Annotated in this window: 23 protein-coding genes, 1 riboswitch and 1 other annotated feature; of the genes, 9 read left to right on the forward strand and 14 right to left on the reverse strand. The window is 53.2% G+C overall.

Translation table 11 applies throughout. The features are described 5' to 3' along the window. Nucleotides 1-24: 24 nt before the first annotated feature. The gene (locus ACFVSO_RS19035; protein WP_387476465.1) at nt 25-423 is read left to right on the forward strand and encodes a cupredoxin domain-containing protein; all 399 of its coding nucleotides are present in this window, start codon (nt 25-27) and stop codon (nt 421-423) included. 183 nt (nt 424-606) lie between these two features. Then, nucleotides 607-1,287: an SDR family NAD(P)-dependent oxidoreductase gene (locus tag ACFVSO_RS19040; RefSeq protein WP_387476466.1), complete on the forward strand. Its 681-nt coding sequence runs from the start codon at nt 607-609 to the stop codon at nt 1,285-1,287. 116 nt (nt 1,288-1,403) lie between these two features. Here the strand turns inward: ACFVSO_RS19040 and zapA are convergent, their stop codons facing one another. From zapA to ACFVSO_RS19075, 7 genes are all read right to left on the reverse strand, one after another. Then, nucleotides 1,404-4,427: a cell division protein ZapA gene (gene zapA / locus ACFVSO_RS19045; RefSeq protein WP_387476468.1), complete on the reverse strand. Its 3,024-nt coding sequence runs from the start codon at nt 4,425-4,427 to the stop codon at nt 1,404-1,406. A 145-nt stretch (nt 4,428-4,572) separates the two neighbouring features. Next, nucleotides 4,573-7,014: a phenylalanine--tRNA ligase subunit beta gene (pheT, locus tag ACFVSO_RS19050; protein ID WP_387476470.1), complete on the reverse strand. Its 2,442-nt coding sequence runs from the start codon at nt 7,012-7,014 to the stop codon at nt 4,573-4,575. 26 nt (nt 7,015-7,040) lie between these two features. Beyond that, on the reverse strand, nt 7,041-8,075 hold the full coding sequence (pheS, locus tag ACFVSO_RS19055) for a phenylalanine--tRNA ligase subunit alpha (protein ID WP_387476472.1): 1,035 nt from the start codon (nt 8,073-8,075) through the stop codon (nt 7,041-7,043). Nucleotides 8,076-8,145: 70 nt separating this feature from the next. Further along, nucleotides 8,146-8,397 (reverse strand) — a binding site (T-box leader). A 102-nt stretch (nt 8,398-8,499) separates the two neighbouring features. Beyond that, nucleotides 8,500-8,661 (reverse strand): hypothetical protein, encoded by a 162-nt coding sequence (locus tag ACFVSO_RS19060; RefSeq protein WP_387476474.1) that lies wholly within the window; start codon nt 8,659-8,661, stop codon nt 8,500-8,502. A 91-nt stretch (nt 8,662-8,752) separates the two neighbouring features. Further along, nucleotides 8,753-9,451, reverse strand: coding sequence for a response regulator (locus tag ACFVSO_RS19065; RefSeq protein WP_387476476.1), 699 nt, complete (start codon nt 9,449-9,451; stop codon nt 8,753-8,755). After that, nucleotides 9,448-10,305 (reverse strand): sensor histidine kinase, encoded by an 858-nt coding sequence (locus ACFVSO_RS19070; RefSeq protein WP_387476478.1) that lies wholly within the window; start codon nt 10,303-10,305, stop codon nt 9,448-9,450. Before ACFVSO_RS19070 ends, ACFVSO_RS19065 begins: the two co-directional genes overlap by 4 nt. Before the next feature lie 29 nt (nt 10,306-10,334). Next, nucleotides 10,335-11,738 carry a copper resistance D family protein gene (locus ACFVSO_RS19075; RefSeq protein ID WP_387476480.1) on the reverse strand — a complete coding sequence of 468 codons (1,404 nt, stop codon included), beginning with the start codon at nt 11,736-11,738 and terminating at the stop codon, nt 10,335-10,337. Between the two features lie 161 nt (nt 11,739-11,899). On the opposite strand from ACFVSO_RS19075, the gene ACFVSO_RS19080 reads away from it, so the two are divergent. Continuing rightward, on the forward strand, nt 11,900-12,052 hold the full coding sequence (locus ACFVSO_RS19080) for a hypothetical protein (RefSeq protein ID WP_387476482.1): 153 nt from the start codon (nt 11,900-11,902) through the stop codon (nt 12,050-12,052). A 101-nt stretch (nt 12,053-12,153) separates the two neighbouring features. Here the strand turns inward: ACFVSO_RS19080 and ACFVSO_RS19085 are convergent, their stop codons facing one another. After that, nucleotides 12,154-12,555, reverse strand: coding sequence for a gamma-glutamylcyclotransferase family protein (locus ACFVSO_RS19085; RefSeq protein ID WP_387476484.1), 402 nt, complete (start codon nt 12,553-12,555; stop codon nt 12,154-12,156). 144 nt (nt 12,556-12,699) lie between these two features. Between ACFVSO_RS19085 and ACFVSO_RS19090 the strand changes: the two genes are divergently transcribed. After that, nucleotides 12,700-14,079: a Glu/Leu/Phe/Val family dehydrogenase gene (locus ACFVSO_RS19090; protein WP_387476486.1), complete on the forward strand. Its 1,380-nt coding sequence runs from the start codon at nt 12,700-12,702 to the stop codon at nt 14,077-14,079. 177 nt (nt 14,080-14,256) lie between these two features. Next, nucleotides 14,257-14,568, forward strand: a complete 312-nt coding sequence (locus ACFVSO_RS19095) for a hypothetical protein (RefSeq protein ID WP_387476488.1) — start codon at nt 14,257-14,259, stop codon at nt 14,566-14,568. A gap of 108 nt (nt 14,569-14,676) precedes the next feature. Here ACFVSO_RS19095 and ACFVSO_RS19100 read toward each other — a convergent pair whose 3' ends face one another. Continuing rightward, a complete protein-coding gene (locus tag ACFVSO_RS19100; protein ID WP_387476490.1) occupies nt 14,677-15,633 on the reverse strand; it encodes an aldolase catalytic domain-containing protein in 957 nt (318 codons plus the stop codon). A 167-nt stretch (nt 15,634-15,800) separates the two neighbouring features. Then, nucleotides 15,801-15,981, forward strand: a riboswitch (cyclic di-AMP (ydaO/yuaA leader). Between the two features lie 4 nt (nt 15,982-15,985). Here ACFVSO_RS19100 and ACFVSO_RS19105 point away from each other — a divergent pair. Together ACFVSO_RS19105 and ACFVSO_RS19110 are read left to right on the forward strand one after the other, a co-directional pair. Then, nucleotides 15,986-16,426: a 5-formyltetrahydrofolate cyclo-ligase gene (locus ACFVSO_RS19105; RefSeq protein WP_387476492.1), complete on the forward strand. Its 441-nt coding sequence runs from the start codon at nt 15,986-15,988 to the stop codon at nt 16,424-16,426. 29 nt (nt 16,427-16,455) lie between these two features. After that, nucleotides 16,456-16,737 carry a hypothetical protein gene (locus ACFVSO_RS19110; protein ID WP_387476494.1) on the forward strand — a complete coding sequence of 94 codons (282 nt, stop codon included), beginning with the start codon at nt 16,456-16,458 and terminating at the stop codon, nt 16,735-16,737. Nucleotides 16,738-17,213: 476 nt separating this feature from the next. On the opposite strand, the gene ACFVSO_RS19115 is transcribed toward ACFVSO_RS19110, so the two are convergent. The 3 genes from ACFVSO_RS19115 to ACFVSO_RS19125 are packed head-to-tail and all read right to left on the reverse strand — an operon-like array spanning nt 17,214 to nt 19,798. After that, a complete protein-coding gene (locus tag ACFVSO_RS19115; protein WP_387476496.1) occupies nt 17,214-17,996 on the reverse strand; it encodes an ABC transporter permease in 783 nt (260 codons plus the stop codon). Between the two features lie 6 nt (nt 17,997-18,002). Further along, complete coding sequence (locus ACFVSO_RS19120; RefSeq protein ID WP_387476498.1) at nt 18,003-18,806, reverse strand: ABC transporter permease; 804 nt, start codon at nt 18,804-18,806, stop codon at nt 18,003-18,005. Next, nucleotides 18,803-19,798: an ABC transporter ATP-binding protein gene (locus ACFVSO_RS19125; protein WP_387476500.1), complete on the reverse strand. Its 996-nt coding sequence runs from the start codon at nt 19,796-19,798 to the stop codon at nt 18,803-18,805. The genes ACFVSO_RS19120 and ACFVSO_RS19125 overlap by 4 nt, the downstream gene beginning before the upstream one ends. A 243-nt stretch (nt 19,799-20,041) precedes the next feature. Between ACFVSO_RS19125 and ACFVSO_RS19130 the strand changes: the two genes are divergently transcribed. Together ACFVSO_RS19130 and ACFVSO_RS19135 are read left to right on the forward strand one after the other, a co-directional pair. Continuing rightward, a complete protein-coding gene (locus tag ACFVSO_RS19130; RefSeq protein ID WP_387476502.1) occupies nt 20,042-21,271 on the forward strand; it encodes an aspartate aminotransferase family protein in 1,230 nt (409 codons plus the stop codon). A 77-nt stretch (nt 21,272-21,348) separates the two neighbouring features. Next, nucleotides 21,349-21,570 carry a hypothetical protein gene (locus ACFVSO_RS19135; protein ID WP_387476504.1) on the forward strand — a complete coding sequence of 74 codons (222 nt, stop codon included), beginning with the start codon at nt 21,349-21,351 and terminating at the stop codon, nt 21,568-21,570. A 152-nt stretch (nt 21,571-21,722) separates the two neighbouring features. On the opposite strand, the gene ACFVSO_RS19140 is transcribed toward ACFVSO_RS19135, so the two are convergent. Beyond that, nucleotides 21,723-22,187: a VOC family protein gene (locus ACFVSO_RS19140; RefSeq protein WP_387476506.1), complete on the reverse strand. Its 465-nt coding sequence runs from the start codon at nt 22,185-22,187 to the stop codon at nt 21,723-21,725. A 62-nt stretch (nt 22,188-22,249) separates the two neighbouring features. Further along, nucleotides 22,250-24,073: a PAS domain S-box protein gene (locus ACFVSO_RS19145; protein ID WP_387476508.1), complete on the reverse strand. Its 1,824-nt coding sequence runs from the start codon at nt 24,071-24,073 to the stop codon at nt 22,250-22,252. Nucleotides 24,074-24,111: the final 38 nt, after the last annotated feature.

Genomic DNA, 24,111 nt, shown 5'->3' on the forward strand with positions numbered 1-24,111 from the left:
AAAAAGCGTTGGAAGGGGAACTTAATGATGAAAAAATGGCTTGTATTCGCATCTATGCTCGCACTCGCCCTCGTTATTGCGGCTTGCGGCGCCAACTCCGATAATAGTAAAGAAACGACGGGTTCGGCGAATAATGGCGCTGGCAACGAAGCATCAGCTTCCGATTCCGAAGTCGTGATTACGGCGAAAAACTATGAGTTCGATCAAAAGGAATATCGAATCAAAGCTGGCGAAACTGTCGATCTGACCGTCAAATCGGCTGGCGGTATACATGGCGTGAGCATTCTAAAAACCGATTACAATATCGGTAACAAAAAGACTGTAGCTGTTAAATTTGACGCTCCAGGCACCTACGATATGATCTGCAACGTTCCTTGCGGTAGCGGACATGGCCAGATGAAAGCCAAGCTTATTGTAGAATAAGATAGAATACAGGGAAGGTCCGAATTCTGTTTTTATGAACAGAATACGCGGCCTTCTTTTTATATTCAATCTCAATTACCGCCAATCCCCGCTTCCAATCATCCGTAGATGAAGGAGCCCTTCCAATGCCAAGCCTGCTCTGATAAGATAAGTTCACAACACCTCGCGAATGGAGGAATGCAAATGGGCGTATTGGATGGACGTGTCGCATTAGTCAGCGGAGCTGGAAGCGGCCTTGGCCGGGCATCCGCAATTGCTTTCGCTGACGCAGGGGCGAGAGTCGTGCTTCTGGGCAGACGAATCGATAAGCTGGAAGAAACCTCCTCGGCTCTGGCCGAGCGAACCGGAAGACCTGCGCTGGTCCTTGGCGCCGACGTAACTGACGAGCAGCAGGTGGAAAAAGCGGTTAACGCTGTCCTGCAGCATTGGGAGCGTATTGATGTTCTGCTTAATAATGCCGCAGTGCTGGAGCAAGGCTCCGTACTCGAGCTAACCTCCGAAGAATGGCAAAATCAAATCGCCACCAATTTAACCGGTCCCTTCCTGCTGACCAAGGCTGTGCTGCCTGCCATGAGGAAACAGAAATATGGTCGTATCATTAATATTACATCCAGCCTGTCTCGTAACGGCGCGGGAGGCTTCGTCGCCTACAGTGCAGCCAAAGCTGGACTGGAATCGCTGACCCGCACGGTAGCAGACGAGGAGCATGAGCATGGCATTCTCGTCAATCTCTACAACCCGGGCACGCTTCGCACGGAAATGCATGCCACAGGCAAAGACCCCGCAATCGTCACGCCGGATATCGTACGATTGGCCAGCCTGTCATTCGGCGGCCCTACCGGCACGATACATTCTTACGGATAATGGACGAAGATACAACAAGCCTCCGAGCCCTCATTAATTGAGGAACCGGAGGCTTTTAATTTCATAGGGCTGTGTGCCTTTGTCCATTAGGAATTTGATAAAGCCGGTTACGATAGCTAGCTCTGCTCGATCAGTTCGATCCATTCATTAAATTCCGTCTGCAGCTTGGAGTATTCAATCTTCAGCTTATGATGCTCATTCTTCAGCGCCTCATATTCCTTGGCAGTCTGGGATGTCTGTCTCGCCGCTTCATCACGCTCAAGCTGCAAATCGGCGATTTGATCCTCCCACTGATCCTGGCTGCTTGATGCGGAAGCCGCCTCACGAATGGCCAGCTCCATCTGCTCTCGCAAGCTCTCTTCCTTCAGCTCCAGCTCTTCTTTCAAGCGTTTGGCTTGTTTGACTTCTCGTTCGAGTTCATCCATTCGCTCCTGCTGCTCCTCCAGTTGACGGCTCAGTTGCTCCTGCTGTTCAATCGACGATTCCAGCTGGCTGGAGGCGATACGCTCGCGTGCTGCCGTAAACTCCAACTGCTGAAGCAGTTCCTGTTCTGTGGCAAGCTGGTCATCCAGCTTCACCTGCAGCTTCTGCAGGGCTGAGAGCTGATCCGCTTCCAGCTTCGCTTTAAGCGATGCCTCGTCTTGCTTGTGTTGATCAAGCTGCTTCAACAGCTCTTGCTCGGCAGCTTCCAGCCGCTCGGCCTTCACAGCTTGCTCTTGCAAAGCCGCTTCCTGCGACTGAAGCTTAGCCGACAGCTCGCTGATTGCACTCTCCCGCTCCCCGAGCTTCACAGTCAGCTCGCTTGCCTGCTTCTTCTGCTCCTCATCACGGGCAGACAGTTCTTCCGTTTGCTCCTCTTGTCGGGCAAGCTTAGCGGACAACTCGGCTTCCGCCTTCTCCTTCTCCGCGAGCTTAGCAGCCAGCTCTCTGGCTGCGCTTTCCTTCTCGGACAGCTTGGCAGACAATTCATCTTCGACCAGTTGAAGCAGCTCCAACTGCTCCTGCAGCTCGCGAATAACGGCCTGATGCTGCGTCTCCAGCTTCTCGTTCATTTCATCCTGTTCCTGCTGTTGAAGCTCAAGCTGCCTCTTCAGCTTGCCTTCCGAAGCTTCCCGCTCTTCCAGCATGGCGGCAAGCAGTTGCGTTTCATCCTGTTCCGCTTTTAGCTGCGCTGCTAGTTCATGTGCTTCCTTCTCCACCGAATCCAGCTTCGATGCCAGCTCTTGCGCTTCCTCCTGCGTCGAATCCAGCTTCGATACTAGCTCCTGCGACTCCTTCTCCGCCGAATCCAGCTTCGCTGCCAGCTCCTGCGCTTCTTTCTGCGTCGAATCCAGCTTCGATGCCAGCTCTTGCGCTTCCTTCTGCGTCGAATCCAGCTTCGATGCCAGCTCTTGCGCTTCCTGCTGAGACAGCTCCAGCTTGGACCTCAGTTCCTGCGCTTCGTTCTGCTCCAGCTCCAGCATAGCAACGAACTCCTCGGTTTCCTTCCGCTGCTGCTCCAGCTTGGATGCCAGCGTCTGTGCCTCGCCTCGTTTAGCCTCCAACTCGCTTTGAAGCTCGGCTTCGGCAGCCTGCCACTGTGTCCATTTTGCTTGCCACTCGCGCTCAGCCGCTTCGCTATCCGCAAGCCTTGCCTGCCATTCCTGCTCCGAAGCCCGATATCGCTCCAACTGCTCGGCAAGCTCCAGCTCTTTGTAACCCAATTGATCCAGTTGCTCCTGCAAAGCCCGCTCTGCTTCCTCAGCCGCCACGAGACGCTTCCGAAGGGCATCCAACTGCTGCTCGAGCTCAACTGCGCGAGCTTGATAATCATTCGCCAGCTGCTGCTTCAGCTCTTCCTGGCTTGCAGCCCACCGCTTGCGTTCTTCCGCGAATTCGCTTGCTTGGTCCGCCGCTTCGTCCAATTGCTCGGTGTATGCCTGCTGCTCCTGCTCCAGCTGAGCCATGTTGGACCGCAGTGCCTCCTCTTGCTCCATTGCTTGCGAGAGCTGCTCGTCCGCTACCGCGATTCGATTCTCGTAAGCCGCTTTCTCCGCTTCCGCGGCCTGCTGCAATTCCGCCACTTGGGCCTCCAGCCTGCCTCGCTCCTCCAGCCAGCCGTTTCTGCGGCGCTCCAATTCTTCCTTCGCAGCTTGCTCCTGCTTCGAGAGCTCTGCCTGATGGAAAGCTAGAAGTCCATCTTTCTCCGCCATATGTCCTGCTGCAAGCTTCTCCTTCTCCGTCCGCTGGGTCGCCGCGAGCTGCTGCTTGTCCTTCTCCAAGTCGTCCTGCAGCTTCCGTTTGGCAGCTTCATGCTCCGCCTCCAGCTTCGCTCTCTCGGCCTGAAGCTCTTCCAGCTGCCTCCCCTTCAAAGCCTGAAGCTCCTCTTGCAGCAGCTCCTTCTCGATCCGGTACTCTTCCAGTAGCTTGGCGTTCTCCGACTGGAGTTCCTCGCGCAGCTTCTCCTGCTCAGACTTATGCGCCGCAAGCAGCGCTTCTCGCTCCGCGTCGCCGGCTTCCAACAGCCGGTCGCGTTCGCCGGTCAGCTCTGCGACTACTCGCTCCTTTTCCTGGCCAAGCTTGGCTAGCTCTGTCTCCAGTCTGCCCTTCAGCTGTACCAGCTCGGTTTTCTTCTCCACCGCGAGCGCTTCCTTCATCCGCTCGACCTCTTCCTCATGCTCTCGCTTCAACCGTAACGCACGCTCTTCACCGGCTTTGATGGATTCTTCTGCCGACGCCTGCGCTGCCAGCTTCTGCTCCTCAGCCATGGCCAACAGCTCTTCAAGCTGCTTATCGGCATCCGCTTTCAGCTCCCGGATCTGCTCTTCATTCGCTTGCTTCGTTTTCTCCAGCGTCGCTTCCAGTTCCCCGTTGCGATGCTTCTCCCACTCCAGCTGCTGGCGAGTCTCGATCGCGCGGCTTTCCTCCTCCTGTAAGCGAGCATTGTCGCGCCGGAGCCGGAATACGTCCTCCGTCGTCTGCATTGCAACTAATACCGCGAGCTTCTGCATGTCGAGTCGAGGGTTCGTCTTCGCCAGCTTCTTCATGTTCTCATCGATTGAACTGGCTACTCTTTTCATATATTCGATATTGGAGTGACCCTTAATTTTGTATTGAATACCATATATGTCAACGGTTACAACAGTTTGTTCTCCATCCATGAAGTCGTATCCCCCTATCATCCAAATCACGTTGTTGCCACGTCGCCTGCTTCTAAAAAACGTCCGGAATTCACCTCTACCGGTATAAAAAGCCGCATCGACGTTCACTAGGAACTAATTCGATGCGGCTTTGGATGTTTCCTGCCTACTTACGCAATTCTGCTCCAAAAGATTGTTCCAAATTCTGGACGACCTGACTATGCAGCGAAGTCACCTCTTCATCTGTCAATGTGCGTTCCGCATGGCGGTAAACCAGCGACAGCGCAACGCTTTTCTTGCCTGCTCCGAGGCGCTCGCCCGTATAGACGTCGAACACGCGAACGGACTCCAGCAGCTCTCCTGCCGTGCTCCAGGCTTTCGCCGTCAAGCTGCCCGCCGCTACTTCCGTATCGACGACAACGGCGATATCCCGCTCAATCGCCGGATACTTCGGCAGCGTCTTGTATTCGATCTCGAAGCTTGCTTCCTCATAAAGCACATCAAGCCCAAGCTCGATCAAGTACGTATCCGCCAGATCCCACTCGACTTGCAGCGCGGGATGCAACTGGCCAACATAGCCGATTACGGCCGGTCCTGCTGCTGTCTCTAGCGTAATGGAAGCCGTTCTGCCCGGATGGAAGTGGGCTGGCTGCGCCGGAGCATAGCTGATCTTATCCGTTAGGCCAAGGGTTTCCACGATCGTCTCGACGATGCCCTTCGCATCATAGAAGTCATACGCGACGGCCTTGCTGTTCCATGCAGACGCCGTCCGGTTGCCCGTAAGCAGCGCAGCGAAGCGATGCTTCTCCTGCGGCAGTCTGGTCAGCTGTTCTTCATCGGTATGGAAGACGCTGCCGATCTCGAACAGCGCGGCAGACTCGTTTTTGCGATTGCGGTTGTACACGGCTGTCTCTGCCAGCTGGGTTAGCAGCGCTGTGCGAAGCACACTACGCTCCTCGCTCATAGGCATCGCCAAGCGGACGGGCTTCGCTTCCTCCGTCAGCGACGGGAACAGCTCCGTTCTTGCCGGGCTTGTGAAGGAGTAATTGATCACCTCATGCAAGCCGGAGTCCGTCAGACGCTTGCGCAGCTCGCGGCGGATCGCCTGCGGCTTCGTCAGGGAGCCTTGAATAACGTCTCCATAAATAAGCGTAGTCGGAATATTATCATAGCCATGCAGACGGGCTACTTCTTCGATTAAGTCTACATCACGCGTAATTTCGGCGCGGCGCGTAGGCACTTCAACTTGGAATTCATCCTGGGCACCCACCTCATAAGGGAATTGAAGGCGTCCGAAGATCGTGCGAACCTCCAGGCTCGACAGCTCCGTCCCCAGGTAACCGTTAATCTTTTGCAGCGATACGGATATTTTGCTAGGCGCAACAGGCTGGGAGACGGACTCCACGATCCCATCGGTCACTAAACCGTCAGCCAGCTCGGCAATGAGCGCAGCAGCACGGTTAAGCGCAGGAATAACGCGTGACGGATCCACTTCCTTCTCGAAGCGTACGCTCGATTCCGAACGAAGGCCAAGCTGGCGGGACGTCTTGCGTACAGTGCCTCCATCGAAGCGTGCGGACTCCAGAATAATATTGACCGTGCTCTCCGTTACTTCGGAATTCGCACCGCCCATCACGCCGGCAAGAGCGATCGGCTCGCTGCCGTCCGTAATGACCAGCATATGCGGCTCCAGACGGCGCTCCTGGTCATCCAACGTCAGCATCGTCTCACCTTCCTTCGCCATACGGACCACGATTCGTCCGCCTGCAACACGGTCAGCGTCGAATGCGTGCAGCGGCTGTCCGTATTCCAGCATTACGAAGTTCGTTACGTCAACGACGTTGCTGATCGGACGAATGCCTGCCGCCATCAGGCGATTTTGCAGCCATTGGGGAGACGGACCAATCTTCACGTCCTTAATATAGCGCGCGGAGTAATGAGGACATTGCTCCGTTGCAGTCACTTCAACACTTACAAGACCTTCCGTCTTCAGAGAAGCATCATGCACGGACCCGCTTGGCAGCTTCACCTCGCGCCCGGTCAGCGCGCCCACTTCATAAGCTACGCCCAGCATGCTTAGGCAATCGGAGCGGTTCGGCGTCAAATCCAGCTCAAGCACCTCATCGTCAATGCCCAGCACCGCGCTGATTGGCGTTCCAACCGCCGTAGCCGCCGGCAGCACAAGAATGCCCTCCTGCTGATCCTTCGGCAGAAGCTTGTCATTCAGACCCAGCTCCTTGGCGGAGCAGATCATGCCTTGCGACTCAACGCCGCGCAGCTTCGCACGCTTGATCTTGAAGTCGCCAGGCAGCACGGCGCCGATCACCGCTACCGGAACCTTTTGTCCCGCATCCACATTTTTGGCGCCGCATACGATTTGCAGCTCTTCGCCTGTACCGACATCCACCTTACAGACATTCAGCTTGTCGGCATCGGGATGTTTTTCTTTCGATTTGACATACCCGACTACGACGCCGGATACGCCTTTGTTGCGGGATTCCACTACGTCGATCTCAATGCCGCCGCGCGTCATACGCTCCGCGAGCTCCTCCGCTGTCAATCCGTCGAGCTCGATATATTCATTCAACCATTGATAGGATACATTCATCTTCTCTCGTCCCTTCTATTCTATCGTCACATTCTGGCGAACTGGCCCAGGAATCGCAGATCGTTGGTGTAGAAATGGCGAATATCGTCAATGCCGTATTTCAGCAGCGCGATACGCTCAATGCCCATTCCGAACGCAAAGCCTGTCACTTCCTCCGGATCATATCCGCCCTTCTCCAGAACATAAGGGTGAACCATTCCGCAGCCCAGAATCTCCAGCCAGCCCGTGCCTTTGCACATCCGGCAGCCGTGGCCGCCGCATTGCACGCAAGTCACGTCAACCTCGGCGCTAGGCTCTGTGAACGGGAAGAAGCTTGGACGCAGACGGATTTGAACCTGCGGGCCGAACATCTGCTGAACGAATTGCAGCAGCGTGCCCTTCAGATCGCTCATCCGTATGCCTTTGCCAACGACAAGACCTTCCACTTGATTGAATTGGAACGAATGCGTCGCATCGTCATCGTCTCTGCGGTATACTTTGCCGGGGCAAATCACCTTCACAGGCGTCATGCCTTCCTTCGCCTCCATCGCCCGAATCTGTACTGGGGATGTCTGCGTGCGCATCAGAATGTCATCTGTAATGTAGAAGGAATCCTGCATATCGCGGGCAGGATGGTTCTTGGGCAAATTAAGCGCTTCGAAGTTGTAATAGTCCATCTCCACTTCCGGTCCTTCCGCAACGGAATAACCAAGGCCGATGAAGATATCCTCGATCTCTTGTGCTACCTTATTCAGCGGATGCACCGAGCCTGTAGGCAGCGGCTTGCCCGGAAGCGTCACATCGATCGTCTCCGCCATCAGACGGTTGTTCGTCTCTGCTTCCTGGAATGCCGCAGCCTTCTCTTCAATGACGCTCTCGATGGCTGAGCGCACGTCATTCGCCACTTGTCCAATAACAGGGCGTTCCTCTGCGCTTAATCCGCCCATGCCGCGCAATATTTCCGTCAATGCGCCTTTTTTGCCCAAATATTTGACCCTCAGGTCATTCAGCGCCGCCGGCGTCTCCACGCCCTGCAGCTCCTGCAGCGCCTCAGCACGCAGCTCCTCCAGTCTTGCCTTCACATTCATCGCCCCCTAATAGTGTCGCCCGGCTGATAGCTGCCGGAATCCATAAAAAAAGGCCCTTCCTCCCCGAAGGGACGGAAGAACCGTGGTACCACCCTAATTCGAACGGCGCAGCCAGAACGGCGCGCTATTCCTCTAGACCCTGTAACGGCGGGACCCGTGCGTTCCTACTATGGGCGCGGCTGCTTAGACCGGTCCGGTTCAGACGCATGCTCAGGAGCGAACTTCGGCAGCCTGGATTTCGCAAGAACGCTCTCAATCTCCGGCGTTCTCTCCCTGTACGAAGGCACTGCGTACTTTTCTCCGTCATCGCTTGTTCCTATGCAAAACATTACTATTTATTATATTCAAAGTCAGGGTCTGATGCAACCGATGTTGCCAAGTATTCATGCAATTGTCCGGCGCCCTAAGAGCTGCACCCTTATTTATTGCTTTTCTTCGAGGCAATCCAAAAGGCGAATAGGACAAGCGGAATCAAAATAAACCAAGGAATGCGAATCGTGCCTCCAAAGATAAACGCAAGCACGAAGAGTATGATGATCCCGACAATGATGTACAGGCAACCCCGCCCGAACGTTTCCATGCGATCCTCTCCTTCCCCTATTTGACCGTCGTCGTCCTTCATACAGATTTTATAACCAAAACCATAACATGTAAATCCTTAAGGGAATGGACTATCCCCGAAGCAAGCCTTGCTCCATGGCATATCTGGTTAGTTGAACCCGGTTCTCCAGATGCAGCTTCTGCAAAATGTTTTTCAGATGGTTTTTGACCGTATGTTCCGATAAATTCAGTACAGCCGCTATCTCCTTGTTGGAGGCGCCTGTCGCCACCCGCTGCAGCACTTCCTGCTCCCGCCCGGATAACGGGGTAAGCGGGAATGCGCTGTTAAGTTGAGAAGCGGAAGTTTCGGTACCTGCTGTACTGCCGGAAGCGCCGGCTGAGAATTCCTGGAGAAGACGAAATGCCAGCTCCTTCGACATAGGGGCCTCATCCACCGCAATCTCGCGCAAATATTGCAGCCATGCGGAAGGGTCGAGGTTTTTGAGCAAATAGCCCTGCGCACCCCGCTTGATCGCTTCGAACAGATGGGTAATGTCATCGGATACCGTGACCATAATGATCTTCAATGAGGGCAGCAGCAGCTTGAGCCTATAGGTCGCCTCCAGCCCGCCCATGCCCGGCATCCGAATATCCATCAACACAAGATCAGGCAACAGATCGGAGGCGAGCGCAATCGCCTCTTCCCCGCTGGACGCCTCGCCCACCGCTTCGAACAGATCGTCTCCCGACAAAATTTCGCGAATGCCCTCCCTGCCATGGGGATGGTCATCCACGATCAACACTCTCACTTTTCCCAGTCGCCCGCTCATCCTTTTGCGCCTCCTCCCGTAATTGCGATTCGAATGCCGCCAAGTGCGCTCGGACCTATATCAAGCCGCCAGCCCATTGCCTTCGCCCGCTCCCGCATCATTCGGATGCCGTATTTGCCCAGCTCCTGAAGTTCCTCTTCCAACGCGCCCTTGCCGTCATCCTCAATTACGCAGCTGAACGCCGGAACAGGCACATTAAGCGCGCCATGATGCTCAGCCTGGATGCTGACAGCCGAAGCGCCCGCATGCTTCTGCACATTCATCAGCGCTTCCCGGAGAATGGCCAGCAGCTCCACCTTCTGCCTGTTCGTCAGAAGCCCGTCATAGAGCTTGGAATCCACCTTCACGGTAATGCCTTGACCTTGCTCCAGCTCTGCGGCCAACTGATGAATGCCTTGCAGCCATGTGGAGTCCGTTGGCTGCGGCATGTTTTGCAGATTGGATATCGATTGCCTGACATCCTCGTAGACGTGGCGGACCGTATGACGCACACCCTCCATTGCTTTTGAGGCATCCGCTTCCGACTGCGCGCGATCGAGCTTGTCCAGCTTCACCGACAGCATAAACAGCGACTGCGAGATTCCGTCATGCAGTTCTCTGGCGAGCTGCTCTCTTTCTTCAAATGCGGCTTTCACTACCTGCTGCCGCTTCAGCGAATCCTGCATCGCCTCCAGCTTGGCGAATAAGCGGCGGACGAGCGTCAGCGTAATCAGAAATACGAAGATAGGGGCCAGCCAGTTCCCTAATTCCATCGAAACGTACGGCAGGAGAAAAGCGTGCCGGACATATTCCCATAACCCGATGACAACGGTAGGGATCCATAGAATGAGCCATTTTAACCATCTATAGGACAATGCGGCTCCTCCTCTTCCTATGTAATGCATTAATTGCTGTCAAAGGCGAATTCCCGCTCCAGTGTCTCCCCGGAGGCTTGTGTTACCGTAATAACCGCCGTCCAAATGCCCGGACGCGGCAGCACAACATCTTCTGCCTTATACCGGAATTCATGGAATCCGGGGAATGCGATGCCTCCCTCTGAATCGGACCGCTCAAGCGCTACGTCTATGACTCGCTTGCTCTCATTACGAAGAGATAACATCACCGCTTGAGGCTCCCCCGTATCCTCCGGCAGCCATATCGTAAGCGACGCATCGTTCGGTCCCGGCGCATTCGGCGATACTTTCAGCGTGTAGTGAAGATCCTCGCCCATCTGGTGATAATTAAGCGACTTCCCGTCCGGCATCGGGCTGATGACAGTAAAGATCGCTGCAATCCCGACAATAAGGGCCATCAGCAGCCCGTCCATCTTGAGCCATATTCCGCGCGGCAGCTCTCTGCGCCTGGCGCGGTATCGCAGCACAGCCCCGACTCCGGTCACTCCAATAACCAGGCCTGTTTTGGCAAGCAGCCATAGTCCCCAATCGGTATAGATCAGGTACAGCCAGCTTGGAATGAGCGTCCATGTCATCAGTACGCCGCTCACAACCAAGATTACGATTGTCATCCATGCCACAGAGGAGAAGCGCTCTGCGAATCTTCCCGCTTCCTTCCGGTCCGCTCTCCAGAACAACAGCAGCAGCATCACGCCGCCCGCCCAAAGCGCCGCGCATACGAGATGCACGAAGTCGGACAGAACGGACATCACCATCTGCTCGGAGGCGGCTGGATGCCCGCCGAAGCTCTCTGTTAGAAGTAGCAGAACCGCCCATACGGCCTTGCCGATATCAGGAAGCTTCAGCGCCGCGAATCCAAGCGCCGCTAATGCGATTAACGCTAGCCACAGCTGGCCCGACGCCGTCTCCGTGAACACCCGCAGCCAGAGATCCCCGCCGCCGCCAAGATTTCCAACGACACGGGCTGCATGAATGAAGACGTAGAGAATAGAGGCGACAAGCAGCGTCTTGATGGCTGCTCCGCTCCACTTATCCAGCCAGCTGCGCTGCTCGGCGCCATTGCCGCCCTTGGGAATTAAGAACCTAAGCAGCATCAGTCCGGAGGTGAACAACAATGCCAGGTAATAAACGATTCTTGCCGCATACATCACGCCATCTTCTACTTTTTCTTTTAGCAATGCGCCCTCCGGGCCTGAAGCCCCCGACTGCGCATGGTCATGCGAGGCTGCCCACATGTCTTGCCCCTCCGCATATACGGACGGACTGGCATACACTAACAGGCAGGCCAACACCGCAAGCAAGAGTATGGTACCGGCTCCTCTTCTCACCGCTATTCCTGTTATGCGATTATAAAAACCTTTACGGGTATGAGATGAATTCGACGAAAACGACATGGTTCCACATCCTTCTTTCCTCTTTCGACTCCAGTTTACTAGACGCCGGGCAAAAGAACAATTGATCCAAGCCTATGCTTAAAAACGCAATAAAGCGTATAAGGACAGGCTTCTTCGCTCATTCTGTTAAAAGAAGACCTGTGAAAAGGATGTGAACATTGATGATGGACCGGCACTTTCGCTTGGCCCAATTGGACAATTTCCCTGATGCGCTTGACGCGATCAGACAATTGGAGGAGCATCTAAGCGATCAAAGCGGGGAAGATATTGCCCTCGTTGCATTTGCATCGGAAGACGAACAAGCCTCACAGTAATACGGAAAGACACGACCTTACAACCGCTTATTCCCGGCAAAAAGGCATCCCGCCTGCGACTTTCAGTTTTCGCCGGCCTGGATGCCTTTATGTTGTTCATGCTATCCGCTCTTGCGCGCGGCATAATCCGGCCAGTATCCATCCGGTATGGCAGGATAGCCCCGATCGTTATCCCATACGTATACCCATCCCGCCAGACCGCGGGATTCCAGGTCGGATACCCATATACGGTCGTATTCATTACTCTCCTCTATGCCGTAAAAGTCCTCCAGCACATCCATGGCCGCAAGACCTTGACGGTCTACCGTTATCCATTGCCCCCGTATTACAGCTTCGCTATCCTTCGCCGCGCGGTCGCGTACAGCAGCTGGATATAGGCCAAAATCGACGAGTCTCCCCGCAATAACGCCCGGCATATCGCTTTTCACGTAATTAGATACGACATGATGATTGCTTTGACCCGGCAGCAAAGAGCCGTAAATAAAAACGCGAATGACGGACATGGCGATCGCCTGCTTTCTGTACTAAAATGGATTTTTCCGCGTTAGCTTTTCTAACATTATGCCGCATTTTATTCACATGCGCAATATATGGTACAATCAGGCAGAGCACACATCATAAGCTTATTACAAGGAGGTCGTATCCCTATGGCAAGTCAGACTGGAGCCATTGTACAACTATCCCTGAACGCGTTAATGGGAGATTCTTCTTTCCTTCCCCTCGTCCAAGGACAACGCCGGGAGCAAGCCTTTCAATCGTTGGCGGCAATTCTGTCGACACCTAACAAAGTACATAAGGCTTTCCTGCGCATTGCGCTGGAAGACGGCAATGTCGTACGCATTCCCGCCTTCCGCATTCAGCACAATGACGCGCTTGGTCCTTACAAAGGCGGCATTCGGTTCCATGAATCCGTCAATGAAGACGAGGTCACCAATCTGGCGGCGCTCATGACGCTGAAAAACGCGCTGCACGAAGTTCCGTTCGGCGGCGGCAAAGGCGGCGTCGTCATCAATCCGCGCAGCTTCTCGGAGAAGGAGCTGTATCAGATCTGCAAAAAGTACGTCCAGTATTTCAGCGATATACTGGGACCCGATAAAGATATACCGGCGCCGGATATGGGCACGGGCGAGCGGGAAATGGACTGGATGATGGCGGAATACAAGAGCATTCATCCCGGCTCTCCTTACCTGGGCAGCTTTACCGGCAAAAGCCTGGTCAGCGGCGGCTCGCTTGGCCGCAGGGAAGCGACAGGCAAAGGCGTCTACTTCACCTTCCGCTATATGATGCATGACTTCATTCGTGACAATATCGGCTGGCTGGCCGGCAGCTCGAACCCTTTTGCCGCGACTGCGCTTGCTTATGCGAACAAGCCAATGTCCATTGCCGTGCAAGGATTCGGCAATGTCGGCTCCGTCACAGCGATGGAAGCCTACAAGTGCTCCGATATTCGCGGCAAGGTTGTAGCGGTCAGCGACCGCAACGTGACCTTGTATAACGAGAGCGGCCTTGATATTCCCGCGCTCGTAGAGTACGCATCAGGGAACCGGGGCGATCTGCCGTCGACGGAGGACGCGCTGAAGGAAAGCGGCATTGCAGGGGAATTGCTGGACCGCGAAGCGGTGCTGTACTTGAACGTCGATGTCCTGTTCCTGGCGGCGCTGGAGGATCAGATTCACAGCGGCAACGTGAATGAAGTAAAAGCCCGCATTATCGTAGAAGGGGCGAACGCTCCGATTACGGGAGAAGCGGACGAGACCTTAACCTCCCAAGGCATCATTATCGTGCCTGACATTCTGGCCAATGCCGGGGGCGTTATCGTCTCGTACTTCGAATGGCTGCAAGGCAGAGAGACACAATTCTATTCGGAGGCGGAAGTATACAGACAGCTGTTCGCCAAGATGCAGAAGACGATGAACAGCATTCTGCCGGCTTACTTCGGAGACCCGCTCTCCCTCCGTCAGAATTGCTTCGTCCATGCCGTGACCAAGCTGTCTTCCGTCCTATACCGGCAGGGCAAGCTGTATTAATACAGTTGCAGGCGTGTATCTTACTGTGTAGGGGCAGCCTGTTCGGCTGAAGCTGTGACAGCTTGTGAACTCGCGAGACCTCAGCTGCCCCACGCCCGCTGGAAGCTGAGCGCGGTGCGGAATACAAGAAGCCCTGTGCCAGGCGTTAAATTGAAACAACAGGAAGAGGCATGACATATGGAAACAATCGAACTAACAGCAATAACCATCGGATACGCGCAGCATTCGTCCTACAAGGTCGCCTTCGAGAAGGCGGTGCTTGTTATCGTCACCGACTACGGAGACAAGCTATGGTACATTGATGCGGATGGTGTAAAGGACAAGGCGCTTCTGGCCTGGTTCGGCCAAAATGAGGATATTCGCGTCCAGCTTACGGCCAAAGCCATAACGGGCGAAGAATATCATGGCACCGCCTACTTCCACCCCAACGAGCCAAGCTTCGCCGCGGCCATCCGCGGTGATGGCGAGCTGCTTCGTACAGAGATTTAAACGTTAGAGAATAATTCAACCCTAAAAAGGCGCTTGCCGTACGCGAATGAACGCGTAATCGGCAAGCGCCTTTTTTATCCGAACGATTAGTATTCCATCAGCTTGATGTTACTTGGAGATTTCCGGAGTTGTCAGTTGATCGTAGAAGTCAACGGCCTTATCCTTGTTCTCGGAAACGCGAAGCGCCATTGCGGATCTCGGATGCTCATCCAGAATACCTGTGATCATGTAAGGGATGATGTAGCCCCACTCTTCCTTCTCACGAAGCGGTACCATGTATTTCTCGATCATATCGAGAACAGGACGAACATTGTATTTCGTATTTTGCAATTCCGATACGAGCAGTTCTGTGTTGCAGTTGCCTGCCGCGCGTCCCATGCCGTATACGGATGCGTCAAGCAGCTCAACGCCTTTGTTCGCCGCGATCAGCGTGTTCGCGAATGCAAGCTGCAAGTTGTTATGCGCGTGAACGCCAAGACGCTTGTTCGGCAAATGCTGCTGGAATTTATCCACCAGGTAGCCTACATCATCCGGCTTCAGGCTGCCGTAGGAATCCACGATGTATACAACGTCTACAACGCTGTCGTTAATTTGCTTGAATGCTTCGACCAATTGGTTCTCCATCACGTTGGAAAGCGCCATAATGTTCAGCGTCGTCTCATATCCGCGGTCGTGGAAAATTTGCACCAGCTCAAGAGCCTTGTCTACATCTTGAATGTAGCAAGCTACGCGGATCAGGTCGAGCAGGCTCTCGCTGCGCGGCAAAATGTCATTCTCGTCAACGCGGCCGATATCAACCAGCGCAGACAGCTTGGTGTTGCCTTTGTTCGGAATGACCTTGCGAAGGAAATCGTCGTTCAGGAAGCGCCATGGGCCTGCGCTATCTGCACCTTTCAACAGCTTCGGCGAGTTTTTGTAGCCGATCTCCATGTAGTCGACACCAGCTTCGTTCAAGCTATTATAAAGGTGCTGTACAAACTCGACGCTGAAATCCCAGTTATTGACGAGTCCGCCGTCACGAATTGTACAATCGACAATTTTACAATGACTAGTTTTCGAATGCATGCTTGCTGCTCCTTTGATTTGAACATGAGTTCACTTTTTATCTACCATCATACTTGAAATATGACGGGAACGCAAAGTAATTATGTCGGTATTTGGATATTTTGGACGATTGGTTGTCCCGATAAGATATCATTTACAAATTGATATTTTAAAGTTAAAATATTATGTAAACATCAACGCTTAATTTTTCCGACCTGGAAAAAGCGGGGGAACCAACGTAAGTGCGACGTGGGCCGACAGCCGGCCGCAGCCTTGCAAGGGGTGAGTCCGGGGATTTGTACCCCCGGTAGGGTCTACTCTCTAGCCCGAATCCGACAGCTAACCTCGTAAGCGGACAAAGGAGAGGTGTCTTATGCTTTCTTTATCTTTGCAAGATTCCCCATTCCCTTCGGAACAACCCCTGCAGCTTAGCATTAGCCGCGTGGAAGTATTCGTCATACCGGCGCTCGCGATTGACTCGGCAGGGTATCGCGTTTGTCTTCGCATTAGCAGCGACCTCGGTTATGGCTGGAACGAGCAATTCGTCAGTGACAGCGAGCCAAGTCTGCAACTCGACCGTTGGGGTCCGCTATTCCGCAGCTTCATCGGCCGTTTCTCGATCGTTTCCTTGACCGAACGGCTCACCGAACGAATCGCGCAGACTCTTAATCCCGATAATCGGGCTTACCGTTTATTTTCCGCCGCAATTACACAGCTGCAGAACCCGGGCTCCGGACGCCCGATTTCATCGGCTGAGCCTGCCGAAGAATCCGTTCTTCAGCAGCGCGCCGTCGCTTATTTATCCGTAGATTAGCAGCATACGCTTGGATATGGGGATATCCTATGTCGGCCAGCCTATCAAGGCAAGCCGCAACCTGCATCAAGCCCGAAGCCTTCCAACCCGGAAAGCCCGGGCTTGTTTGCGTTTTGGGGGAGCTGTCCGGCGGCGCTCAGTCAGGCTGCAGCTTTTCGTTCTCTAAGCCGAGTTTTTCGGTCTGCAGCTCGCTCGGCATCGACGTTCTGCTCTCTAAGCCGAGTATCTCGGCTTACAGCTCGCTCGGCGGCGGCTTTCTGCTCTCTAAGCCGAGTTTTTCGGCTTGCAGCCTGATCATCATCTATAGATAAATAAAAAGATGCCTCCACCATCAATTTTCAATGGTAAAGGCACCTCGTTTTTGCATATTCGCAACCTTTCGACTTCAACACCTCCAGAATGGTTTAGCGAGTTATTGATTAGTTAAAACAAACTTCCGCTCACATTCCCACTATCAGCCTATAACAGCTAGTACGCACAATGTTCATCAGACTGGTATATATGAACTATGCATGACTAGCGGCAGCGCAATGATATTGCGGTGCTGCACAGCCGCCGCCGCGCCTGCAACCCCTTTGACCGATTCATGTGCTCATTCGTCTAAACTCCTTACTTGAATACAGAAGGCTGCACCGCCTAACGAGCTCGTTTATCTGGTACAAACACACATCGAACCGCCTAAGTAGAATAGTCCGTTTAAGGAACCATTCACCACCGATGCCCCATTGCCCCACACCCCATCCTTCCATTCAGAAGACATTGAATGTGCACACTCGCAACCAATCACTCACGACCCCGTCGACCGGTAATGCCGTACGCCGAATCGCCAGATTAGCAGGCATGGGATGAGGAATAGCAAACCGCCGAACGTGATCATCATAGGAAGAAACATACTGCCCTCCCGCTTATCGAGCAGGTACATGAGCGGCAAGTAGCTGACGCAGCCGAACGGAATAATGAACGTAAAGAAACGGGTAACCCACTTTTCATAAATATTGAGCGGATACTGCGCCATCTCGCGCCCTCCGTCTGTGAAGACATTAGCTACTTCAATCGCCTGGATCGTCCAAAAGCAGAATGTCGCAGCCAAAATAAAGATGCCTGTAAAAATAATCGTGCCATTGGCGATCATAAGCAGCAGCGTCAACAGCTTCGGAAAACTCCAAATCTGCGGCAAATGGGACACCGACCAGATCAGCACGATCACACTTTGCAGCAGCCTTCCTATTCTCGTAAACTCAAACTTCGAGCCCAATACTTGCAGCGCTGTGCTTCTGGGCCTAACCAGCAGCCGGTCGAAGTCTCCCCTGCCAACCAGCGACGAGAAGGAATCGAAACCACGCGCGAAACATTCACTCAGCGAAAACGACATATGAATGACCGAAAAGCAAAGAGCTACCTCAAAGAAACTCCACCCCTGCAGCTCTCCGAAACGCTGAAACATAAAATACAAGCCCCCGAACACCATAAAGGGGATAAAAAACTGCCCTATGCTCATCAGCAAAAATGATGTCCGATATTCCATCTGAGATTTGAGGTGAATGCTTAAATATTTGAAATACAGTCGCATGTTCGTCTACCCTCCCTGCACGACGACGGCTCGCAGCGCTTTTTTCATTAAAGCTTTTCCAGCTAAAACAAGCACCGACAGCCACGCGATTTGAATCAGGATTCCCCATGCCGCCTCCGCGACAGGAATATGTCCGGAATAGACGCGAAACGGAAAGTCGGTCGTCCAGCGGAACGGCAGCGCGTACACGATCGGCTGCAGCCACGACGGCATAAGCGGCACCGGGATAACCATGCCCGCCAAAAACTCACCCGCAACCGCAATCATCAGAATGGAGCCGACCGGCGACATCGTCCAAAACACCGATATGTAGATCAGCATCGAGATGGCCACGACAACCAGCAAGCCCAGCGTCAGCGCAACCAGAAACAGGCCAAATGAACCCCAATTCGGCGGGAGCCCCATCCGGTAAGGCTCAGGGATGACAAATACGATCGCCAGCAGCGGAAAACAACGCAGCGTAGCGCTCGCAAATCGTTGTGCCAGAAGCTTCGAATACCAATGCGGGTACAGATCCATCGGCCTGCATAGCTCATAGGCAATGTTGCCGTTCGTAATCAAATCAAACAATTCCTGATCGCGAAACCATAACATGATGAAGGACAAGAAGATTTGCTGAAGCCAAACATACGTAATCAAATCATCCAGGGAAATGGGCTGTGAGCCCGTGCTGTTGCTGTAGAATGCAGCGAAGATCATGATGAAGACAAATCCGAAGAATAGCTGGGTCGCCATACCGGCAAGCGCCGCCGAGCGGTATTGCATCCCGTTAATAAACCGAAGGCGCCAGATCGAAGTATAAGCTTTCATATCTGGTGCTCCTCATAAAGCTGAACAATAATCTCGTCGATGTCCTTAGCCGAAACAGAGAGATCGACCACCTCGACTGCCTCCGACAAGCGGGTGACCATCTCCGCAAGCGTCACCTTCTCCGAATCAAAGCTGTATACCGCTCGTTCGTCCGCCCACTCGATCAGCGTTGCCCCTTCAATCGTTACCGGTCCAGAACGTCCCCTGTAATCGACCGTCACCGTCTTGCCTGTCCCAAACCGTTCCTTCAGCTCACCAAGTGTGCCGTCATACAAAAGGGTACCTTTGCCGATCATCAGAATCCGATCCGCCAGCGCTTCGATATCGCTCATATCGTGAGTGGTCAGAATGACCGTCACACCCTGCTCCCGATTCAGCTTTTTAATAAAATTGCGTACTGCCAGCTTGCTAACCGCATCCAGCCCGATCGTAGGCTCGTCCAGGAACAGCAGCTTGGGACTGTGCAGCAACGATGCTGCAATCTCGCAGCGCATCCGCTGCCCCAGGCTCAGCTGCCTGACCGGCATCCTCAGAATCGCCTCCAGATCAAGCATCTCGGTCAGCATCGCCAGATTGTCCCGGTACATGCCGTCCGGTATCGCATAGATGTCCCTCAGCAGCTCGAACGAATCCATGACCGGCACATCCCACCATAGCTGCGACCGTTGTCCGAATACGACGCCGATATGCTTGACGTATTCCGTGCGGTCCTTCCACGGCGTATAGCCCATAATGGAGCACTGACCCTCATCCGGCACCAGAATGCCGCTCATCACTTTGATCGTGGTTGACTTGCCCGCTCCGTTCGGTCCGATATAACCTACAATTTCTCCTTCCCCGATGGAGAAGGTAATGTCCTTCAACGCCTCCACGACGGTGTGCTTGCGCGCGAACAAGGCTTTAGTCGCTTCCTTGAGCCCAGCCGTCCTTGTCGCGACTTTAAATCTCTTCTCAATGCCGTCCAGCCGAATCCATGCCTCATTCCGGTTCATGCTCTCTTAATCCTCCTGTATGTATTGCGCCGAAGCCGCTCGGACGGAGAGCCAATTCCGTTCCCTCTCCTGCCCTGCGTGAAACAGCGGGATAAAGATAGTACCCTATATTCCCATAAAAGTATAGCTTTATTTTTCAAAACAACGGGCGATCTACAAAGCATAAATCCTTCAATTGTTTATTGAATATTAATTCGTTATGATGTATATTTATACAGTATTAAGTTTGAACGGAGGGAAAGCATGTCCAATCTCATGCATGTTTCATCTTTGGAAAAAGACACTCACACCATTACCCATATACCAGCTCCCATTGACCTGGCCAAAAAGCATGTGCTGAATACAGCCATTCGTCCGGATATCGTCATGGCGCGCGGCGAAGGCATGATGCTATACGATACGGAGGGCAATAGCTATCTGGACTTTATCGGCGGCTGGGCTGTCAACAGCCTTGGCCACTCTCCTGTCGTCCTGCAACAAGCGCTTGCCGAGCAGGCATCCAAGCTGGTTCATGCCAGCCCTGCCTTTTATAATGAGCCGCAGATCCAATTCGCCGAGCAGCTTACTAGCGTCAGCGGCATGGATAAAGTGTTTTTCACCAGCACGGGTGCGGAAGCGAACGAAAGCGCGGTTAAGCTTGCCCGCAAGCATGGAGCACTGAACCTCAACGGCGCTTATGAGGTCATCACGTTAACGAACAGCTTCCACGGCCGCACGCTGGCCATGATGTCTGCAACTGGCAAAGCGCAATGGAAGCCTCTCTTCGCACCGAAAGTGGACGGATTCGTACATGTGCCTATAAATGATCTGGACGCTTGCTTCGCCGCAGTCACGAACCAGACTTGCGCCATTATGGTTGAGCTTGTGCAAGGAGAAGGCGGAGTTCATGCGGTTAGTGAAGCCTACCTGTACGGACTTCGCAAAATATGCGACATGTACGGCATTCTGCTTATTTTTGACGAAATCCAGACCGGCCTAGGCCGTACGGGCAAAATGTTCGCCTACCAGCATTATGGCATTCAACCGGATATTCTCACGCTGGGCAAAGGAATCGGCGGCGGCTTCCCATTGTCGGCCATGCTGACGAAAGAGCAATACGACTTGTTCCAGCCCGGCGATCAAGGCGGCACTTATATCGGCCAACCTCTTGCTATGGCGGCAGGGTTGGCGGTATTAGGCGAGCTGCTCCGTCTTGACCTTGCCGATCAAGCGTATAAGCAAGGCCACTACTTGATGGAAGGGCTGAAGCGCTTGTCCGCTACCATGCCGATTACGAATGTTCGGGGCTTGGGCCTTCTGCTCGCCTTTGATGTGCCGGACGCTCCTTCACTGGTTGAGAAGTGCAGAGAGAAGGGACTTCTGGTGAATGCACCTAATGCCCATACCATTCGCCTCATGCCGGCGCTCATTGTAGAGCACTCTCATATCGATGCCATGCTGGACATATTGCAAGAAGCTCTGCAAACAAGTTGATGCGAATGTTGGAAAAGCTGCCGCGCATACGCTAATGAGTATGGAACTCTGTAGGATTGCGGCAGGAGGGTTAACGGTTGAAGGGACGCTTTGGGGCTGGAAGTAAAGACGTATTTATCGTCTATGTTGTTCCTGCGTGGAAGTGGAAGGAATTCCTCGCCTTTGAATTGATCGGCGGGATCGCTTTTTATCTAATTGGCAAAATCTTAACGCATTCCGAGTGGTTTTCTGTAGCTGCCAACATGGCAGGCCCTCAAATGCTAAAAAATACGTATGCTGCTTTGCGGACATTAGCATAATGAGAGCATGAATACGGCCACTTCCGATTGAGCTGTATAGCGAACATTCGTCTGCCATGTCAGACTGAAGCCATCATAAAAAACGCCATTTCCTCGATGATCGACTCATCCTGGAATGGCGTTTCTGTATGAGCAAATTAGAAATTCAGATCTTACGAAGGGTCATTCTCCAGCAGCTCCAGCATCACCTTTAGCTGCGGGAACGTATCCATATAGGCATACCTTCCGCCTGTATATTCACCCCTCTGGACCAGCTTCATTCCCTGTCCCTCCATGAGCGTTACTTTCTCCTTCATGCCTTCGATGATCAACGCAATATGATGGACGCCTTCCCCATGCGCGTCGAGATGCTCGCGCCATGTGCTGGGATGCCGATCCGGTTCAATCAATTCCAGCTGAAGCGAGCCCATATCGAAAAAAGCCAGCTTCGCCCGCGCCTCGCTTGGTTTCCCGCTATACTCCGTCTGCGCTTTATCTACGGTATCCGTCCAAAACCATTCGGGCTTCTCCAATCCGAAGAAATCGGCATAGGCTTGCGACACAGCCTCAATATCATGAACCAGCAAGCCAATCTGCGTAATCGTGCTTGTCCCCAGCTTTCCCTTTTGCGTTGTCATCGTCGTTCACGCTCCTCCATCATTTTTTGCTCTACTATAATCATCGGTAGATGAATTCAGGATCAAAGAACAGGCAGCGAAATATCTACAGTCGTTCCTTTATTCGGCGCGCTCTGGATATGCAATGTGCCATGATGCGCTTCAATAATGCGTGTACTCACCATAAGGCCAAGACCCGTTCCCTTCTCCTTGGTCGTGACAAAGGGTTCACCCAGCCGTCTGATCAGCTCCTGCGGAATCCCCTGCCCCTCATCCTTGACCTGAATATGGATGCTTTGTCCTTTATGCGTCTCCACCGTGCGAGCTGTAATCTCCACCTTGCCGCCATTTGGCATCGATTCAACCGCATTTTTGATCACATTGACAAACACCTGCTTTAATTGATTCTCATTGCAGTTCATAAGCGGCAGCTCCCCCAGAGGTCGATAGATGATCTCTACGTTCATCAGGATAGCCTGCGTATCCAGAATCGAGACGACACTCTGTAGAATATCGTCCATATAGCCTGGCTGGAAAGGAGAAAGATGGGGCTTCGACAGCGTCATGAACTCGTTAACGATCAAATTAATACGGTCTAATTCGCCTTCCATGATCCCAAAATACGTCGTTTCATCCCGGTATTTGGACCGCAGCAACTGGGTGAAGCCCTTCAGCGCGGTTAACGGATTGCGAATTTCATGGGCTACGCCTGCTGCTAGCTGTCCGATCACCGACAGCTTCTCCGAGCGGAGCATCCGCTCCTCTGACCGCTTGCGCTCAGTCAAATCGCGAATTACGCTCAGCACAACCCTTTTGCCCATATAATTATCTATGCTAATATTGGATGCCTCAACCTCCAATACACGTCCGCTGGTCAATACGATTTTGGCTTCCGCGAACGAGGTCGGCTCATCTACGGAGATGGTCCAAGACAGCTTTTCTTTCACATTCTCACGATCATTCTCGTGAATGTATTCAAATAGATTTCGGCCTACAATACAGGAATCATCTGTAACGCCGACTAGCTCCATCGCATGGCGGTTCACATAGAGCACTCTCTCACTATGCGTAATGACGATCGGCTCCGGCATGCACATCATAATTCGCTGATACAGCTTGGCGTTTTGCAGGAGCATCTGCTCCCGCTCGTGCTTCATCGTAACATCCTGTACCGTACCGAGCAGCGCTTCCTGGCCGTCAAATGTAATCATCGAGCTGTTGCCCTCCAGGTAGATCGTGCTGCCGTCCTTATGCTTGCCTTTGATTCGAAACGGAAACTGCTTCTGTCCATGATCATGGACAGAAAAATCGCTGTTTCTGAGCGTATGTAGCTCCCCTTCGTCTACGAACTCCTCCAGCTTGCGGCCAATCATCTCCTCGGATTGGTAGCCCAGCATCTTAACCAAATACGGATTCAAATAAACAAATACGCCGTTCTGCTCAACAAACACACCGGCGACCACATGCTCCACCAGCGTCTTGTATAGATCATCCTTCTCGTGCAGCGTCTCCTCCATCCGAATCCACTCGGACATATCACGTATGATGAGCTGCACAGCCGGCTTGCCGTCGAATGTTATCGGTACAGCATGAACCTCAGTCTTGACGATTTCGCCATCTAAGCGCACAAACTTCCTGAATGCTGATCGATGAGGGCGACCTGCCTTCAGAAATTGTTCAATCCTCTCCTCTAGCTGATGCGCATAATCGGGATGAATGAACAAAAAAATCGGTTGTCCCAAAAGCTCATCAACGACGGTTGCGCCTAGCAGCCTTACAGCGGCATCATTCGCGAATACAATTCGGCAATCGGAATGGACCAGGATTCCATCCGGCAAATATTGAACGAGAGCATCATATCTTTCTTTGCTTTCACGCAGCAAATTTTCGTTGCTTCTCTTCGTCATGTCCGTAACACCCCTTGAAGGAATCATCCGATATCATC

It is taken from the genome of Paenibacillus sp. NPDC057967 (genome assembly GCF_042887015.1).
Lineage (GTDB): Bacteria > Bacillota > Bacilli > Paenibacillales > Paenibacillaceae > Pristimantibacillus.